At 64.0% G+C, this 16,925-nt stretch carries 14 protein-coding genes and 1 other RNA gene; 5 read left to right on the forward strand and 10 right to left on the reverse strand.

All coding sequences use genetic code 11. The features are described from left to right. Nucleotides 1–182 precede the first annotated feature (182 nt). Nucleotides 183–1,127 carry a chemotaxis protein CheV gene (locus VC212_RS16770; RefSeq protein ID WP_016901727.1) on the reverse strand — a complete coding sequence of 315 codons (945 nt, stop codon included), beginning with the start codon at nt 1,125–1,127 and terminating at the stop codon, nt 183–185. 381 nt (nt 1,128–1,508) lie between these two features. On the opposite strand from VC212_RS16770, the gene flgA reads away from it, so the two are divergent. The 3 genes from flgA to VC212_RS16785 all read left to right on the forward strand — a co-directional run bounded on the left by flgA (nt 1,509) and on the right by VC212_RS16785 (nt 2,879). After that, complete coding sequence (flgA, locus tag VC212_RS16775; RefSeq protein ID WP_055854430.1) at nt 1,509–2,153, forward strand: flagellar basal body P-ring formation chaperone FlgA; 645 nt, start codon at nt 1,509–1,511, stop codon at nt 2,151–2,153. Nucleotides 2,154–2,219: 66 nt separating this feature from the next. Continuing rightward, a complete protein-coding gene (gene flgM / locus VC212_RS16780; protein WP_055854427.1) occupies nt 2,220–2,531 on the forward strand; it encodes a flagellar biosynthesis anti-sigma factor FlgM in 312 nt (103 codons plus the stop codon). Nucleotides 2,532–2,546: 15 nt separating this feature from the next. Continuing rightward, nucleotides 2,547–2,879, forward strand: a complete 333-nt coding sequence (locus VC212_RS16785) for a flagella protein (protein WP_055854424.1) — start codon at nt 2,547–2,549, stop codon at nt 2,877–2,879. A gap of 226 nt (nt 2,880–3,105) precedes the next feature. Here the strand turns inward: VC212_RS16785 and VC212_RS16790 are convergent. Next, nucleotides 3,106–3,181, reverse strand: a non-coding RNA gene (locus VC212_RS16790) — sX9 sRNA. Nucleotides 3,182–3,313: 132 nt separating this feature from the next. Between VC212_RS16790 and VC212_RS16795 the strand changes: the two genes are divergently transcribed. Continuing rightward, on the forward strand, nt 3,314–4,540 hold the full coding sequence (locus tag VC212_RS16795; RefSeq protein ID WP_055854422.1) for an ATP-binding protein: 1,227 nt from the start codon (nt 3,314–3,316) through the stop codon (nt 4,538–4,540). Between the two features lie 149 nt (nt 4,541–4,689). On the opposite strand, the gene VC212_RS16800 is transcribed toward VC212_RS16795, so the two are convergent. Further along, nucleotides 4,690–6,411: an EAL domain-containing protein gene (locus VC212_RS16800; protein ID WP_046964054.1), complete on the reverse strand. Its 1,722-nt coding sequence runs from the start codon at nt 6,409–6,411 to the stop codon at nt 4,690–4,692. A gap of 3 nt (nt 6,412–6,414) precedes the next feature. After that, the gene (locus VC212_RS16805) at nt 6,415–8,547 is read right to left on the reverse strand and encodes a PAS domain S-box protein (protein WP_323526427.1); all 2,133 of its coding nucleotides are present in this window, start codon (nt 8,545–8,547) and stop codon (nt 6,415–6,417) included. A gap of 119 nt (nt 8,548–8,666) precedes the next feature. Here VC212_RS16805 and VC212_RS16810 point away from each other — a divergent pair, with 119 nt between their 5' ends. Beyond that, a complete protein-coding gene (locus VC212_RS16810; protein ID WP_193552856.1) occupies nt 8,667–11,453 on the forward strand; it encodes an EAL domain-containing protein in 2,787 nt (928 codons plus the stop codon). Between the two features lie 453 nt (nt 11,454–11,906). Here VC212_RS16810 and VC212_RS16815 read toward each other — a convergent pair whose 3' ends face one another. From VC212_RS16815 to VC212_RS16840, 6 genes are all read right to left on the reverse strand, one after another. Further along, complete coding sequence (locus VC212_RS16815; protein ID WP_323526428.1) at nt 11,907–12,602, reverse strand: hypothetical protein; 696 nt, start codon at nt 12,600–12,602, stop codon at nt 11,907–11,909. A gap of 295 nt (nt 12,603–12,897) precedes the next feature. Then, complete coding sequence (locus VC212_RS16820) at nt 12,898–13,185, reverse strand: hypothetical protein (RefSeq protein WP_115527751.1); 288 nt, start codon at nt 13,183–13,185, stop codon at nt 12,898–12,900. 86 nt (nt 13,186–13,271) lie between these two features. Further along, entirely contained in the window at nt 13,272–14,462 is a 1,191-nt protein-coding gene (locus VC212_RS16825; RefSeq protein WP_055854408.1) for a methyl-accepting chemotaxis protein, read from the reverse strand. A gap of 147 nt (nt 14,463–14,609) precedes the next feature. Then, complete coding sequence (hflD, locus tag VC212_RS16830) at nt 14,610–15,224, reverse strand: high frequency lysogenization protein HflD (RefSeq protein ID WP_055854405.1); 615 nt, start codon at nt 15,222–15,224, stop codon at nt 14,610–14,612. Continuing rightward, nucleotides 15,224–16,360 carry a tRNA 2-thiouridine(34) synthase MnmA gene (gene mnmA / locus VC212_RS16835; protein ID WP_323526429.1) on the reverse strand — a complete coding sequence of 379 codons (1,137 nt, stop codon included), beginning with the start codon at nt 16,358–16,360 and terminating at the stop codon, nt 15,224–15,226. Before mnmA ends, hflD begins: the two co-directional genes overlap by 1 nt. Beyond that, nucleotides 16,357–16,815 (reverse strand): NUDIX hydrolase, encoded by a 459-nt coding sequence (locus VC212_RS16840; protein WP_323526431.1) that lies wholly within the window; start codon nt 16,813–16,815, stop codon nt 16,357–16,359. Before VC212_RS16840 ends, mnmA begins: the two co-directional genes overlap by 4 nt. Nucleotides 16,816–16,925: the final 110 nt, after the last annotated feature.

Genomic DNA, 16,925 nt, shown 5'->3' on the forward strand with positions numbered 1-16,925 from the left:
CCATTCCATTCAATGCGCGTCGCCAATCTACTCAAGGCGCGTCGCCAAGGCAGCTTGGGTGTCGCCGGAGTTCTACGCCGGGAATGCCTGCAAGGCATTCCTTACTCATCGCTATCGGCACCTGCACGCGGCCGGCGCTGCGAACGTTCCGCCGCCGGCGAACCGGTCAGTCGATCTCTTGCTCAGGCCGCTTCGGCAACCACTTTCAAGCGTGCCAACACGTAGTCGGCCAGCTCGTGCGCGCTGTACTTGGCCACGAAGGCATTGGCGCCCACCTGCTCGACCATGGCGTTGTTGAACACGCCCGACAAGGAGGTGTGCAGCAGCACGTACAGGCCTTGCAGGCCCGGCGTGCGCCGGATTTCCGTCGTCAGCGTGTAGCCGTCCATTGCCGGCATTTCGATATCGGAGATCACCATCGCATAGCGGTCGGCCGGGTTTTCGCCCGACGCCGCCACCTGCAGCAGATGGTCCAGCGCCTGGCGGCCGTCGGACAACAAGGTTGCCGACACCCCCAGCTGGTCGAGCACGCTGCGGATCTGCTGACGCGCCACCCGCGAGTCGTCCACCACCAACACCTGGAACTGACGGTCGTAGGCCACCAACTGCAGCGATGGGTCCAGCTGCACGTCCTTGCTGACCTTGGCGATGTCGGCCAACACGCTTTCTACGTCGATCACCTGGATCAGCTCGCCCTGGAACCGCGTCACTGCCGTCAAATAAGTGGCTTCGGCGCCTAGTTCCGGCGGCGGGTGGATATCTTCCACCGCAATATTGACGATGCGCTCCACGCCGCTGACCAGAAATCCCTGGACCGAGCGGTTGAACTCGGCCACCACCAGGTAGCCGGGCCCATTTTCGGAGTGCGCGTCGCGTTCCGGGTGGCCGATGGCCAGGCCCAGATCCAGTACCGGGACCGAGCGCCCGCGCACGTCGGCAACGCCGGCGAATTCGGTCGGCAGGCCAGGCACCTGGAACAATTCCGGGCGGCGCAGCACTTCCTGCACCTTGAAGACGTTGACGCCAAAAAGCTGGCGCCCGCCTAGCCTAAACAGCAGCAGCGCCAGTCGATTGTGGCCAGCCAGTCGGGTGCGCTGGTCGATGCGGTTGAGCAGATCGTGGGTCATGGGGCAGATATCGACAGCGCCGCCTGGAAACTTGAGGGCTTTGTGGTTGGTCGGGGGGGCTGTCGGGATTCGCTTAGAGGCAGGGATTGGTGATTGGGGGATTCGGGATTGGTTTTGGAGCGGGATCAAGCTCCAAAGCCAAAGCCAAAGCTGGAGCAGGGATCTGGCGGTTGAGCCGCGACGGGCTGCCGGAAGATGTCCTGGGTCTGGGTACCGCCACTCACTTGAGTTAGGCCTACGCAGATCCAGCTGCAGTCACCCCAACCCTGCAAGATGCGCAACAGCCCGCTCCAACCAATCCCAAATCCCAAATCTCCAATCCCGGCAAAAACAGGCACACCGCTTGCATGAGCTTCCGCGTCTTCCTACGGATCTGGTCCCATGCGCCTGCTCCTGCTTGTCATTTTGTTGGTCGCCGCCCCGGCCTGGGCCGATGGGTACCAGTCGGTCGATTCCATTCGCGCAGCGGCGCTGGCCACGGTTGGCCCCGATGCCGAAGCCGAGGCTACGCTCGATCCGGGTCTGCGCATGCCGGCCTGTCCCATCGCCCTGCAAGCCCAGCCCACCGGCACCAACACCGTCGAAGTGGCCTGCCCGCAGCCGGCTGGCTGGCGTTTGTTCGTGCCATTGAAGGTGCGCCGCAACCAGGATGTCCTGGTGTTGCGTCGGGGCATCAGCGCTGGAGAAACCATCTCGTTAGCCGATATCAGTATCGAGAAGCGTGACGCCGCCCGCATCGTCGGTGCGGTACTGGCCGACCCGGTGGCCGCAGTGGGCAAGTCCGCCCGCCGTGTCCTGCCGGCCGGCTCGCTGCTCTCGGCCAATGATCTGGTGACGCAGCGGCTGGTCCGGCGCGGCGATACCGTCCCGCTGGTGTCGCGCAACGGCGGTCTAGAAGTGCGTATGAGCGGTCGCGCGCTCTCCGATGCCGGCGAAAACGAGCGGGTTTCGGTCGAGAACTCCTCGTCCCGCCGTGTGGTGCAGGGGATTGTTGAAGCGAGCGGAACCGTTGTGGTCTCCAGGTAAAAATTTTCTATAAAGTTTTTTTTCTGGGTGCCGTTATCCCCTACGACCTGTAGAGGAGTTCCTGACATGACCCAGAAAATTGAAGGCAATCTACCGACCGCTGCCACCCTTCGCACCGCGGCCACGAGCAGCAAGATCGTTCCGGCCGGTGAAGATCGCGCGTCCCCGATTGCAGCCTTACCGCCCACCGACAGCGTCAAGCTGACCGGCGAAGCCACCAATCTGCAGAACCTGCAGCGCGAGCTGTCGCAGTCCTCGGCGATCGACACCGGTCGCGTCCAGGCTGTGAAAGACGCCTTGCAGAACGGCAGCTACTCCATCAACCCGGATGCCATCGCCAGCCGCATGATGGATCTGAATCAGCAACTGGCGGGTTGATCCCCGACTAAAAGGATGAACGTGAACGAGTTCCTGCAACGTCTCAGCGATGCGCTGGCCGGCGAACGCCAGGCATTACTCGAGAACGACATCGACGGGTTGATGCGGCACACGCAGGACAAGCTGTCGGCGCTGCGCGCGCTTGAAGCGCGAATGCCCGAAGGCGAAGAAGAACGTCTGCGTGAGCTGGCCGAAGCCAACCGCGCCAATGGTGCGCTGCTGGCACGCCGCCGCCGCGAAGTGAACTGGGCGCTGCGTCATCTCGGGCGAACCGAAAGCGCGCCCTCGTACGACGCCAAGGGCCAATCCAACGTACTGCGCGGCGGACGTTCGCTGGCAGTCGCCTGAGGTAGCCGTCACTGCCGCGGGCGCACGCACCCAGGTGCTGCGCGCACGCAGGCCACGCAGGTTTGCTACGGTCGACACTGCCGGCTGGCAGACACCGTGCGCAATCGACCGACGGAAAGGGACGGCGTGGAATCAACGCTGTTCCAATACACGCACGCACGCCATGCCGATCAGCGGTCGCGCCTGGCAGTTGCCAATAGAGCAGCTTTAAGACTGCTCCAAGAACGGCTAACAAAACGTAGCGAGCAGCTGTTTGGTGTGTGTCCACGGCGCGCAGGAACCGGAGTGTACGAACGGTAGATGCCGCACCGAGCACCGGCCGCGCCCGCCTGGTGGCTGCACAGTCCTGTTGCTAGCTGCTCTAAGACCAAGTGGCGATATGGCCGCCCTATGGTTCGGCGTATATTGAAGCGTCCCTGCTGCCGCCGTGTCCCGTGACCGCCAAGTTTTTTCTCAATCAAGCATTGTTGCCGTCTTCGACCATCCTGCGCGCATTCGGCGACCAGATGCTTGAAGGCGTCTTGCTGTTCCGTGCCGATGGACAGCTGATTCTGGCCAACGCGGTTGCGCGTCAGAGCCTGTGCAAGGAAGACCCCGCCGACGATCGCAATCTGGGCGAGCGGATTTCGCAGGTGCTGCCCTCGGATGCGCTGAATCAGGCGCGCAGCAAGGGCAGCTGGACCGGCAGCCTGCCGGTAGCCGACCGCGTGGTCATCGCGCACTTGTATTACAACGAAGAGCAGGGCGTCGGGCATTTTCTGGCGTTGTTCCACAACATCGAAGGCCAGCAGGATTACGAGCGCGAGCTGCAACAGCGCCATGCCGAACTGCGCCAGGCCTACATGCGCTTGAACGGTGCGCAGGACAAACTGCTGCAGTCGGAAAAAATGGCCTCCATCGGCCAGTTGGCGGCCGGCGTGGCGCATGAGATCAATAATCCGATCGGCTACGTGCACTCCAATCTCGGCAGCCTGCAGGAGTACCTGCGCAGCCTGTTCACCCTGATCGAAGCCTACGAGCGCGCGCTGCAGGCGCCGGACCCGAAGGCCTTGATTCCGGAGATCGACGAAATCCGCAACCGTGCCGATATCGACTTCATCAGCCGCGATCTGCCGCAGTTGATGGCCGAATCGCGCGAAGGCATCGAGCGGGTCACCCGCATCGTGCGCGACCTCAAGGACTTCTCGTACTCGGACCGTTCCGAGTCGTGGAAGATGGTGGACCTGCATGCCGGCCTCGAATCCACGATCAACATCATCTGGAACGAGCTCAAGTACAAGGTGACGCTGGAGCGTAATTATGCCGAGCTGCCGTTGGTGGAATGCCTGCCATCCGAGCTCAACCAGGTCTACATGAACATGCTGCTCAACGCCGGCCAGGCGATTGTCGAGCGCGGCACGATCACCGTCACCAGCGGACGCGATGAAGCCGAAAACGTCTGGATCCAGTTCCAGGACAGCGGCGCCGGCATCGCCCCGGACCTGCTACAGCGCATTTTCGACCCGTTTTTCACCACCAAACCGGTCGGCAGCGGCACCGGCCTGGGGCTATCGATCTCCTACGGCATCATCAACAAGCACCACGGTCGTATCGACGTCGAAAGCGTGCCAGGGCAGGGCGCCAGCTTCCGCATCGTGTTGCCGATCCGGCAGCCGAAGTAGCGCTGACGCGCTGGGAATGGGGAATGGGGAATCGGGAGTAGGGAATCGGGAGAGCGGCATGCGCTGGTGCTTTGATTTTGAGGCACGATTTGGCACGCGGAGAATCAAGCGGTAGATATCTGCTCTACCAATTCTCCATTCCCGATTCCCTATTCCCGGCCGTTGCGTAGCTCGTCGTGGGTGCGGAAGGCCTGGCGAATATGCTCGCGCAGTTCGTCGTCGTTCCACGGCTTGGTCAGGAAGCGGTAGATCGCGCCACGGTTGATCGCCTCGGTCACCGTGGCCAGGTCGGTGTAGCCGGACAGCACCAGACGCACGGTATCGGGGTAGAGCATTTTGACGCGGCCCAGGAACTCGGTGCCGCTCATATCCGACATGCGCTGGTCCGACAGAATCACCTGCACATCGTTGGTGGCCAACAGGTCAAACGCATCGCGCACGTTGCCGGCCGCCAGGATGCGGTAGCCGTCGCGGCGGAACAGGCGTACCAGCGAGCGCAGCACGTTTTCTTCGTCGTCCAGCAGCAACAAGGTGCGGTCCGGGCGGCTTTCGGCGAACGATTCCGGACGCAGATAGCGCCGACGCAGTGCCATGCCGGCGGACTCGGCCGACATCGGTTCTCCGAACAGATAGCCCTGGAAGATGTCGCAATCGTTGCGTCGCAGAAAGCCCAGTTGCGCTTGCGATTCCACACCATTGGCGATCACCGTCATGCCCAGCTGGTGGCCCATCGCGATGATGGCGCGCGCAATCGCTGCCTCACGGCTGCCGGCCGGCGCGCTCTTGATGAAGCTGCGGTCGATCTTGAGCCGGTCGACCGGGTAGCGCACCAATGCGCTCAGACTGGAATCGCCGGTGCCGAAGTTGTCCAGACTCAGGCTGATGCCCTCGTTGCGCAGGTTGGCCATCGTCTCGTGGACGAAGTTGACGTTGTTGGTCAACGCGCTTTCGTTGATTTCCAGGGTCACGAACTGCGCCGGCACGCCCGCCGTTTGCAGCATGGCCATCACTTCGTTGAAGAAGCCCGGCCGCAGCAACTGCAGCGTGGAGACATTGACCGCAATGCTGAAATCGTCGAAGCCCTGGTCGCGCCACAGCCGCGCCTGACGCACTGCGTTCTGCAGCACCCATTCGCCGATCTGCACGATCACGCCCAGCCGCTCTGCGGTGCGCATGAAGCGCTCCGGCACCAGCATGCCCAGCGTGGGTGATTGCCAACGCAGCAGCGCTTCCATGCCGACGATGCGGCCGTCACGTGCGCTGACCAGCGGTTGGTAGCGCAGGCGCAGTTCGCCATGCGGGATCGCATCGACGATCTGCCGCGCAATGATGCTCTCGCTATGCGCGTTGGTCGCCGAATTGCGCGTGTACAGGCGCACCGTGTTGCCGCCTTCGCGCGCGGCCTGATAGCTGGCTTCTTCGGCGTAGTCGAGCAGGATGGAGAGCGAGGTCGAGTGTTCGGGACACAGGCTGATACCGACCTTGCCGGTCATGAACAACGTATACGGCAGCACCGATAACGGCAGTTCCAGCTGCTGGCGAATCTCTTCGGCAAAATCTTCCGGCAGCGGCGTGTCGTCGCGGCGCACCGCCACGATGATCATTTCGTCGCTGCCGTGGCGCCACAACTTGCCGCGCGTGCCTAAAAATTCCTGCAGACGGCGTGCGGCCAGCGTCAGTGCCTGATCGCCGACCTCACCACTCATGTTCTCGTTGATCGAGGCAAAGTGATCGATGTCGACATGGAAGATCATCAACGGCTGGCCGCCGGATGCGGCCGCGTCGACCAGATGCAGTAATTCGGGGTTGCCTGCGCCCAGGCGTGTCGGTTTGACGATTTCCAATCCGGGCGGGATTACGGGGCTCCACATGACTCAACGTCCACCATCTTCGTGGACGGACTCGCCGGCCGGGTGATAGGGCAGGCGCAACGTCACGCGCGTGCCTGCTCCGGGTGCTGAGTCTATCGCGAGCACGCCACCGACGGTTTGCGCACGCTCACGCATCACGATCAGTCCAAGTCCGCGCGGGCCTTCCGGCTCGAAGCCATCGCCGTCATCGCTGACTTCCAGACGGAACGTCTCGCTATCGATCGATTGCAGACTCATGCGCACTTCGCCGGCGCATGCGTGTCGCAATGCATTGGTCAGGCTTTCCTGCGCAATCCGGAAGCAGGCCTGTTCGATTTCGTTGCCGGGGCGCACATCGAGCGCCTGGATGTCCAGCTCCAACCGGACCTGCGAGGCGCGGAACAGCATCGAGGCCTGCCAACGCAACGCTGCTTCCAGACCCAGCGCATCGAGTTGCGGCGGACGCAACAGCATCGACAGATTGCGCAGCTTGTTCACGGTGGAATCGGCCAGCGACACCACTTCCAGCAGATCTTCGCGGCGCGCGACCGGGTCGAGTTCGTCCAGCGCCGCATGCGCAGACAACTTCATCGCAGTGATCGCCTGGCCGATGTCGTCGTGCAGATCGCGCGAGATCGCGCGACGTTCGTCTTCCTGCAACGAGAACAGCCGCTTGGCCATCGCCTGCAACTCGGCATTGCTCTCGGCCAGGGCATCGCGCATGCGCTCGGGCTCGCTCAGGTCGCGTACCACCAGCAGCTTGCAGCTGCGCCCGCCGTAACGGATATCGCCCGCCGACAGGCCTGCATAGAACGTGCTGCCATCGCGACGGCGCATCGCCCGTGCACTGGACACCGGCTCATTGCGATCGCTGCCGGCACGCAGATACTCGCGCACCACCGATAGGTCAGAATCGCCGACCAGCGTCTGCAGTGGCTCGCCCAGAATGGTTTCGCCCTGAAAACCGAACTGGGCGGAGCCTGCCGCATTGGCGTACATCACGTGCTCGTCGGCGAGGATCAGCACGCCATCCGGCAGCACCCGCACCAGCTCGCGGAACTGTTCTTCGCGCTCGCGCAGCAGACGCCGCGACTGTTCGCGTTCGCTGACATCCTGCAAGGTGCCATGCACATGGCTTGCGCCGCTGGGCAGGGTCACGCTCTCTGCCCGCAGATGCACGGTGCGCGGTTGCGAATCGCCACCGGTGAGCGGTAGCAGCACATCGATCTGTACCTCGCCGCCGGTGCACATGTCTTCGATCATGCGTTCGATACGCGCCTGGGTGGCGGTATCGGATGCGGTCAGCAGCTCTTCCAGACGATGTTCGCGCCGATGCATCGGCACGCTGCGCCCCAGGATGCGATACACCGCCGCCGAGTAGCGGCCGAGGCCGCTGGCGCGATCCAGTTGCCACGAACCCAGTCGCGCGATGCCCTGCGCTTCTTCCAGGCGTTCCAGCGCTTCGTCGCGCAGATGCTGCGCCTGGCGTTCTTCGCTGCGGTCCACCGTCACCACCAGACGGGCAGGGCCGCTGGCCAGATGCAGCTGATTGCTACGCACCTCGACGTGCCGCAGTCCACTGCGGGTCAGCAGATCTTCGTTCAACACGCAGGTGGTGTCGCCCTTGCCGCGGATCTCCGTGATGATGTCTTCCAGCCGCGCGCCATCGGCGTTGGGCCAGACCGCCTGCAGCGTCTGCTGCAGGAATTCGTCGCGCTCCCAGCCGAAGAATTCCAGCGCCGCCGGATTGGCGTCGAGAATGCGCATGGTCGCCAGGTCGTAGATGAAGGCCGGGCTGGGCAGGGCCAGGAACTTGGCCTGCAGCAAGGCTTCGGACTGCGCCAGTTGCGCATGTTCTTCCACGATCAGCGTCATGAAGCGCCGCAGCACCAGATGGATCACGATGCTCGACACCACTAGAAAGCTGGCATCGGACCAGCGTTCCGGCACTGCCGCGCCAGCCAGATTGAGCAATCGGTTGCCCAGCAGCAGCCACACCACACCGATCAGCAGGTACAGACCGGTCAGCGTCCACAGGCCTTGCTGCAGGCGTTCGGCCAGGCGAAGTCGGGACACGGGAGGGGACGAGAACGCGGGCGCGGCGACAGGTTGGTGCATGGGTCCGCGGACGACCTTTGGAGCGGGCGATGCGGCCATCTTAGCCGTAAGTCGGCCCGGTTCGGTTGCGCTCGAAACACTCGCCTCAACTAATCCGCTGGACGGCCGTTATCCATTGCGACCCCGAGGCAGGGGTCGATCCTTCGGAGTGTTCCAGAGTGGACTCAGGCGTCATTGCAAGCATGCTGCAGCACCCGCTGACCTCAGCGGTGGTGTTGTTGGATGCGCATGGCCAGCCCCTGGCGGCCAATAGCGTTGCGCAGTCCCTCGGGCTGCCGGCAACCCTTGGTGCGTATGCCGAAGTGCTGGAGAGCAGTCGCGCCCAGGTGGCCGACAGCGGCGGCATGGCGGCCTGCGTGTTGCCGGGAACGGGCGGCGGACGGCTGGAAGGCTGGCTGCGCGCGGTCTGCGACGAGCACGGCAAGGTCATGGCCTTCACCCTGAGCATTCCCGAGCCGATGGGCGCCGATGGCACCAGCCGCTGGGAAATGGGCCTGGACAGCGCCGATCACGGGTTGTGGGATTGGGATATCCCCGCCGACGTGGTGTACCGCTCCGAGCGCTGGACCCGCATGCTCGGCTATTCCGAGCAACCGCTACCGAACAATCTCACCGCGTTGTCCGGGTTGATTCATCCCGACGACCACGCGCAGGTCAGCGCCGCCGTCCAGGCGCATCTGGATGGTCGCACCGACACCTACGTAGCCGAATTCCGGCTGCGCCAGCACGACGGCCAATGGCGCTGGATCCTCGATCGCGGTCGCGTGGTCTCGCGCACCGCCGATGGCCGCCCGCTGCGCATGGTCGGCACCCATACCGACGTGCATCACCACAAATTGCTCGAGCAGCAGCTGCGCGAGCAGCAGGCCCAGCTCGAAGAAGCCCAGCGCATTGCCAGCATGGGCAGCTGGAGCTGGGATTCGCTGAAGGACCAACTGTGGATATCGCAGGACTTCCTGCAGCAGCTCGGCATGACCCAGCTGCGCCTGCACGGCGTTCGCGACCTGCTGCGTCTGCTCGCACGGCCTTCGGTGGCGCAACTGCGCGGGGCCTGGCGCAAGATCAAGCACGAAGGCCTGCCGGTGCATTTCGAGCTGGAGGTCAACGGCCTGCTCGGCGTCAATCCGCATCATCTGCGGGTCTGGGCGCAACCGGTGTTCGATGGCGATGGCAGCATGGTGCGTGTGCTCGGCCAGTTGCAGAACGTCACCGAGCAGCGGCAGACCGATGCCCTGATCCGTTGGCGTACCGAACTGCTCAATCGCGTGTCCGCGTTGGGCAAGATCGGCGGTTGCGAAATCGAGGTCGATACCCGACGCATGCAGTGGACCGAGGAGTGCTACCGCATCCACGGCTTGCGCAAGGAAAACATCACCCTGGAGCAGGCGCTTGCGCTGTACACCCAGGATTCGCGCGACGCTTTCGAAGCGGCGCTGCTGCGCATTTCCGATGGCGGTCTGCCCGAGCAGCTGGAGCTGTGCTTCTATCGCAACTCCGGTCAACGCATCTGGGTGCAGGTGCTGATCGAGCTGGATCGTCGTGAAGGGCTGCCGCCGCGGTTTGTCGCGTTGTTCCGCGATGTCACCCGCGAGCGCGAAGCCAACGAACGCATCGAGCTGCTGGCGCACTACGACCGGTTGACCGGCCTGCCGAACCGTTTTCTGCTGCGCGAGCAGGCAGAAAACGCGATCCGCGAAGCGCACGAGCGCGGCCAGGTGCTGGCCATGCTGCTGATCGATCTGGATGGCTTCAAGAGCATCAACGATTCGTTCGGCCATGCCACCGGCGACAACCTGCTCAAGCTCGCCTCGGCGCGCCTGCATCAGCATCTGCGCAACAGCGATCTGTTCGGCCGCTTCAGCGACGACGAATTCATCGTGCTGCTGCGCGATCTCTCCGAGCCGGAAGATGCCGGCCACGTGGCGCGCAAGTTGATCAGCGCGCTGGGCGAACCGCTACGCAAGGACCATGTCACCCTCAAGCTCGGTGCCAGCATCGGCATTGCGCTGCAGGGAGAGGGTCTTTCGGACTTCGACAGTCTGCTGCGCGCCGCCGATGCGGCGATGTACGCGGCTAAGGAATCCGGTCGCAACACCTTCCATTACTACAGCCAGGACGTGCTGCTGCGTGCGCAGCGCCGGCTGGAGCTCGAGCATGCACTGCAAGGTGCGCTCGAGCGCGAAGAGTTCACGCTGGTCTACCAGCCGCTGGTCAACACCGTGGGCGACGCATCGCCGGCGATCGAAGCGCTGATGCGCTGGAATCGCCCTGGCCATGGCCCGTGCAGCCCGGTCGAATTCATTCCGATCGCGGAAGAATGCGGCGAAATCGTGCGTCTGGGCGAATGGGTGATCGGTGAAGCCTGCCGCCAGGCGGTGGTCTGGGATCGCGCCGGGCTGCATTTCAGCCGCATCGCGGTCAATGTCTCGGCCGTGCAATTGCGCGAACGCGGCTTTGCCGAGCGCGTGCTGGAAATCTGCCGCGACAACGGCTGGCCGCCATCGCGGCTGGAACTGGAATTGACCGAGTCGGCGCTGATTCGCGATTCGGATTCGCTGCGCCGTTGCTTCGAGTTGTTCGAGCAAAACGGTGTGCTGCTGGCGGTGGACGACTTCGGCACCGGCTTCTCGAACCTGCATTACCTCAACCGCTTCCCGGTGCAGCGCCTCAAGATCGACCGCAGCTTCGTACAGGGCATGCTCGACGACGCCAACACCGCCGAGGTCACCCAGGCCATCGTGCATCTGGGCCACGCGCTGGGCATGCAGGTCGTCGCCGAAGGCGTGGAGACCGTGCAGGAAGATGCCTTGCTGCGCCAGCAAGGCTGCGACGAGATCCAGGGCTATTTCTACTCGCGCCCGTTGTCGCCGCGCGACATGGCGCAGTGGCTGCGCGAAGCCGAAGCCGGCATGCGACTGGGTGCGCGCTTGGTGATCGCCAGCTGAGGCGCTGGTCTGGCTGGCACCGTCAGCCTTGATGCTGCGCTACGGCGCACAGGGGCGTGTAGCGGTTTGATACGCCGATGCGGTGTGCCGTCATACAAAAGGTTTGCAGCTCGCGTAATGCAAGCGACTGCGTGGAGCCACAAGAATCTTCCATGCCATTTTCCCAACGCAGCGGCAGACGCGCGTTCCGCTCAACGTCACATACGCCCAGATGCGCGCCTCGCGATGTATGACGCTGCTATCCGGCGACACGTCACGGATTCCCGTGCGGAGCGTCATGGACATCTGCGACATCTTCCCAATACATCATCAGTGCGGATCTGGCTGCGACGCCGCGCCAACCGCCAGGGCTGATGTCCGGCACATTCAGTGATCACATCTGCATGCAGCCCCGTCGTCAGTGGTGCACGTGAGTTCCGCAAGCCAGCACGCTTAACCTATCTGGTGCCGTGTTCATTCCGGCGCAAATGAAAGCTCGCGCCGCCAGACCAACGGCGTGTTTTCTCTTTGTTTGTCAGGGAAGAAAAGCGATAAATAGCTTGCCGCGATGGCGCGGTCGCGGAGTTTCAGACCGACGCCTTCCGCGGTCACTACGGATACGTCGGTCACCGTGCCTTGCGCATCGACCGTCATGTCCCACACAAGGCGGCCGCGCCACTGGTCCGGGGGAATCGATGCGTCATAGTTCGGTCGGCCAACGACATAAGGCGTTCCAGGGTCGGTGGACAGTGGCGAATCTTCAAGTTTGGCATTGACCTGGATGGTGCTTTCGCCAGTGCGCCCATCGCCTGTTTGGGCTTGAAAAGTCCATAAGCCAGGCGCTCCGCTGTGGCCCAGGTCGGCGCCGTAACACTGCTTTGCACCACGATACTCAGGGTATTGATGGCTCGATACTTCCCGCCCGGATGCGTCGAAGGCCTTCAACATCAACCCGCCCACATCGGTATCGGCAAAGTTGGTTGCGACACAGACTTGGTGATGGTGCTGACCATCGGTCAGAAATTGGATGGTTTGCTGGCGTGTAATCGAATGGGGCGGCCGCGCCTCCCAGAGGAATTCGAGATACACACTCTCGTTCGCCGATGCTGCGACAGCTGCCGCGGGCTGGAGCGCTGCTGCAGCCAATAAAACCAAGCGACTTCCGTTCATGGATATGCAGCACGTTCAACCTAAGGACGAACGCAATCTTCCCATACTGATCGGCAATGGGCCGGCACTCCGGGAGTGATGAAAACGGCGTCGTCCCTGTGGCTGACAACCCCTGGGGCGTGTTGGCGTATTGGCCAGGGCGGGGGAGTTGTGTGCGCGCGGTCCGCGTAGTGCCCTGTGGCCCAGGGTAACTGACAGCCGGCGAGCCTGAGGCGGTTGGCTGGAAAGCCTGAGATCGGGCAGTTCAAAACAACCGGCGGGGCGCCTGCCGAGGCGCGCCCCGCCGTTGCAGGGATCAGCGTGTCGACGCGCCGACGGCGGCGCCGTCCAGGCCAAGGTCCCACGCCACGGTCGCGAACAGCAGGTCGGTTTCGCTGCAATCGCGGCGCGGGTTGATCAACGCCTTGATTTCCGCGCGGGCGGCAAGCTCCAGCCGTTCCAGTGCGGCCGGCAACCGTACCCGCCGCAGCGCCGGCCTGGCCGCTTCGCTTTGCGCGATGCGCTCGGCATGGGCGGTGGCCAAGGCTGCTGCCTGCAATGCGGCAGTGGGGTCGGTATCGATGGTGGGGGCAAGGAGCGTCATGAGCGGAACACCGGGTCGTTACGGAACGACAAATCCCCGGAAAGCCGGGGAATGTCGGGATCAGAAGCTGCGGGCAGACATCGGTCTTAGAACAACTCGACCGTGCCGGCACCCATGCCCTGCTGTGCGACCGGCTTGTGCGGCGGGCGTTCCCACTCCACACGCATGTCGCGCAGACGGCTGGACACCTTGGCCAGCGACGCAACCAGGTCGCTGTCGTACACGCCGCCATTGCGATGCAGCAGTTCCTGCAGCGCCACCGCCTCACGGTTGATCGCGGTGAGGCGATCGAGGTGGGTGTGGATGCCGCTCAACGTCTGCGTGGCGATGTCCTCGAACTGCAGGGCGCGGACGGCTTCGGCCACGCTGCCATCAATGGAACGAGCGCACTCGGAGATTTCGCGCATGCCATCGCCCAACGAGGCGTTGATCTGAGCGACGTTCTCCAGCATGGCGGCCGATTCATGGCGCGCCTCGCGGGAGCGGTCCATGTGACGCGATGCCAGCTGCGAGACCGTTTCACGCACCTTGGCGATCGATTCCTTGGAGCTGTGTGCCAGCTTGCGGATCTGTTCGTTGAAGGTGGTGGAACGTTCGGACAGGTTACGCACCTCGTCGGCGACCACCGCGAAGCCACGACCGGCTTCACCGGCACGTGCTGCTTCGATGGCGGCGTTCAACGCCAGCAGGTTGGTCTGGTCGGCGATCGACTTGACGTCTTCCAGCAACGCGAAGATGCCATCCAGATGCTGTGCCATCTCATCGATGTGATGGACGGTGTTGGTGCTCTGGCCGCTCACCTGTTCCAGCGCTTCCACCAATTGCTCCATGCGGGAGCTGGCGTGCTGGGCGAAGCGGGCGACGTCGACGCCGGCACTGCCATCGTCGCCTGCGCGGTCGACGATGCGGGCCAGTGCCTGGCTTTGCTGGCGCGACTTGCGGTTCATCGATTCGAAGCTGCCACCAAGACCGGACACGGCCTGGCGGATCAGTTCGCGGGCACGCTCGACTTCCGAGCGCGAACCATCGACTTCGTTGCTGACGAACGTACGCAGTTCGTTGAGCAGTTGGTCCTGCTCGCGCAGGATGCGGGTCTGGTCCGGGTTGCGCCGGAACTGGGAATACGTCACCCAGGCAGCGAAAACCAACCAACTAAGGGTCATGGTCGCCAGGATCGCCCAGCGCACCGAGGCGGGCCAGTCGAATCCGACAGCGAAGGGAAACAGCAAGGTCAGAGCCAAAGGAGCGGCTAGACGGATGAGTGGACGTGAATACATGGGCGTTCTCGGCAGAGTCACGGTTGCTGTATCGGCAATACCCCCGTTGTCTTTAGCGACGATCGCCATATCGTCTTGCCCATGCGCTTGCGGCCGGCGCACGCTAGCGCCCGTTATAGGCGCCTGAAACCGCTTTATTTGCGCTACTCAGCGCAGCACGCGGTCCACCGCTTCGCTCATCGCGCGTTTGGCGAACAGGAAGTCCCACAAGCTGCCCCCCATCTGCCGCCACAGGACCGCCGAGCGCACTGCCGCCAGCAACAATGCGCGGATTTCCGCGACCACGCCTGCCTGGCCAAGGTAATGCGGGTTGCCCTGCACCATGACTTTGGGGCGCAGGTGGCTGATGGTCTGCGCGTACAGCCCGCCCAGCGAACTGAGAACATCCGGATGAGCGCTGTCGTTCAGGTTCTGCGCCTGGCGTGCGGCTGCCTCGATGCCGTTGGACACCGTCGACACGGTGGTGGTGTCGCGCACGAAACGGCGCTCCAGTTGCAGCACCGCCAGCGCCAGGCGCGGCAGCACATCGTCCTGAGCCTGGTTGCGGAAGTAGTTGTGCAACAGGCGCAGACCGGGCGCCACCGCCTCAGCCGAGCCGTAAACGGCCTCTGGCGAGGCCGCGTCCACCCGGAACACGCTGTCCATGGCGGTGCGCACCGTCGCCGCTTCCGAATGCCCGGTTTCGGCGATCCGCCGCACCTGCTGCAACGCCTGGGCGACGCCGGCAAGCGCCAGCACGCGGTATTCCATGGAAACACTCATCAAGCCACACCCTCAGAGGAAAAAGAAGATCCCGCCAACTGGCGTTCCAGCGGCGCATCGGTGGCGGCAATGACCGCACCGCCCAGGCATTCCTCGCCGTCGTACAGCACCAGTGACTGCCCGGGCGTTACCGCCCGCTGCGGCCGCTCGAACCACACCTGCACGCTGCCATCGTCCTGCACGTCCACCGTGCACGGCTCGTCCGGCTGCCGGTAGCGTGTCTGCGCAGTGCAACTGAAGCGGCGCGCAGGCGGTGCGCCGGTCACCCAGTGGGCTTGCTCGGACTGCAGCCAGCGCGATTGCAGCAAGGGGCTGTCGCGGTCCTGATCCACATACAGCACGTTGCTGGCCACATCCTTGCCCACCACATACCAGGGCGCTGCTGCCCGGCCACGCACGCCGCCGATCTTCAGGCCTTCGCGCTGACCCAGGGTGAAATAGAACACCCCCGGATGGTCGGCAATGCGCTGCCCCTGCGGGTCGCGGATCTCACCGGTGCGGGCGGGCAGGTAGCGCCCCAGAAATTCGCGGAAGTCGCGCTCGCCGATGAAGCAGATCCCGGTGGAATCCTTTTTGGCGTGGGTCGGTAGACCGGCGTCCTGGGCGATACGGCGCAGCGTGCTCTTTTCCAGATCGCCGATCGGGAACAGGGTCGCGGCCAGTTGGGTCTGCCCCAGTTGGTGCAGGAAATAGCTCTGGTCCTTGCCACGGTCCGCCCCACGCAGCAGCCGCCAGCGTCCGCCGCTGTGGGCTACCTGCGCGTAATGGCCGGTGGCGATGCGCTCGGCGCCCAGCGCCTGGGCAGCGTCCAGGAAATGCTTGAACTTGACCTCGCGGTTGCACAGCACATCCGGGTTGGGCGTGCGTCCGGCGGCATATTCGGCCAGAAAGTGCTCGAACACGCCGCTCCAGTATTCGCCCGAAAAATCGCGAAAGTGGAACGGGATACCCAGCACGCCGCACACCGCGACCGCATCGCGACGGTCGTCTTCGGCGCGGCAATCGCCACTGCCGTCGTCGGCCCAGTTCTGCATGAACAGCCCGGCGATCGGCTCGCCTTGCTGCGCCAGTTTCCATGCCGCCACCGACGAATCCACGCCACCCGACACGCCCACCACGATACGCGGCGTACTCATGCGACGTGCTGTACCAACGCCAGCGGGTGACGCTGCCCGGCCAGAAAGTCGGCCACCACCTGCCACACCAATGGGCTACGCAGCCGCTCGGTCGCGTCGCGCAATTCATCCGGTGTCATCCATAGCGCGCGCACCACACCGGTATCCAGGCGGCGCTCCGGGTGATGGGTCACCGCCTCGCCGACGAAGGCGAAGCGCAGGAAGCACTGGCCGCTCGGCGCCACCCACTGGTAGGTGCCGATGAAGTGGGTCAGCCGCACGTCCCAGCCGGTCTCTTCCAGGGTTTCGCGCACGGCTGCGTCCAGCAGGCTTTCGTTCGGCTCCAGATGGCCTGCGGGCTGGTTCAACAACAGCCGGCCCGCGATGGTTTCTTCCACCTGCAGAAATCGGCCGTCGCGCACCACCACCGTGGCCACGGTGACATCCGGGTGCCAGCGCTGTTCGGGCGTGCTCATCGGTCGAGCGCCTGGGCGGGCGACAGGCCGGCCATTGCATCGGTCACCGCATCGGTGCACGGGCGAGCGGCCCAACACCGCAGGGCAGGCAGGGGCGCGCGGGCATGCAG

Origin of the sequence: Xanthomonas sp. WHRI 8932A (assembly GCF_035012785.1) — a bacterium.
In the GTDB taxonomy this organism is placed as follows: domain Bacteria; phylum Pseudomonadota; class Gammaproteobacteria; order Xanthomonadales; family Xanthomonadaceae; genus Xanthomonas.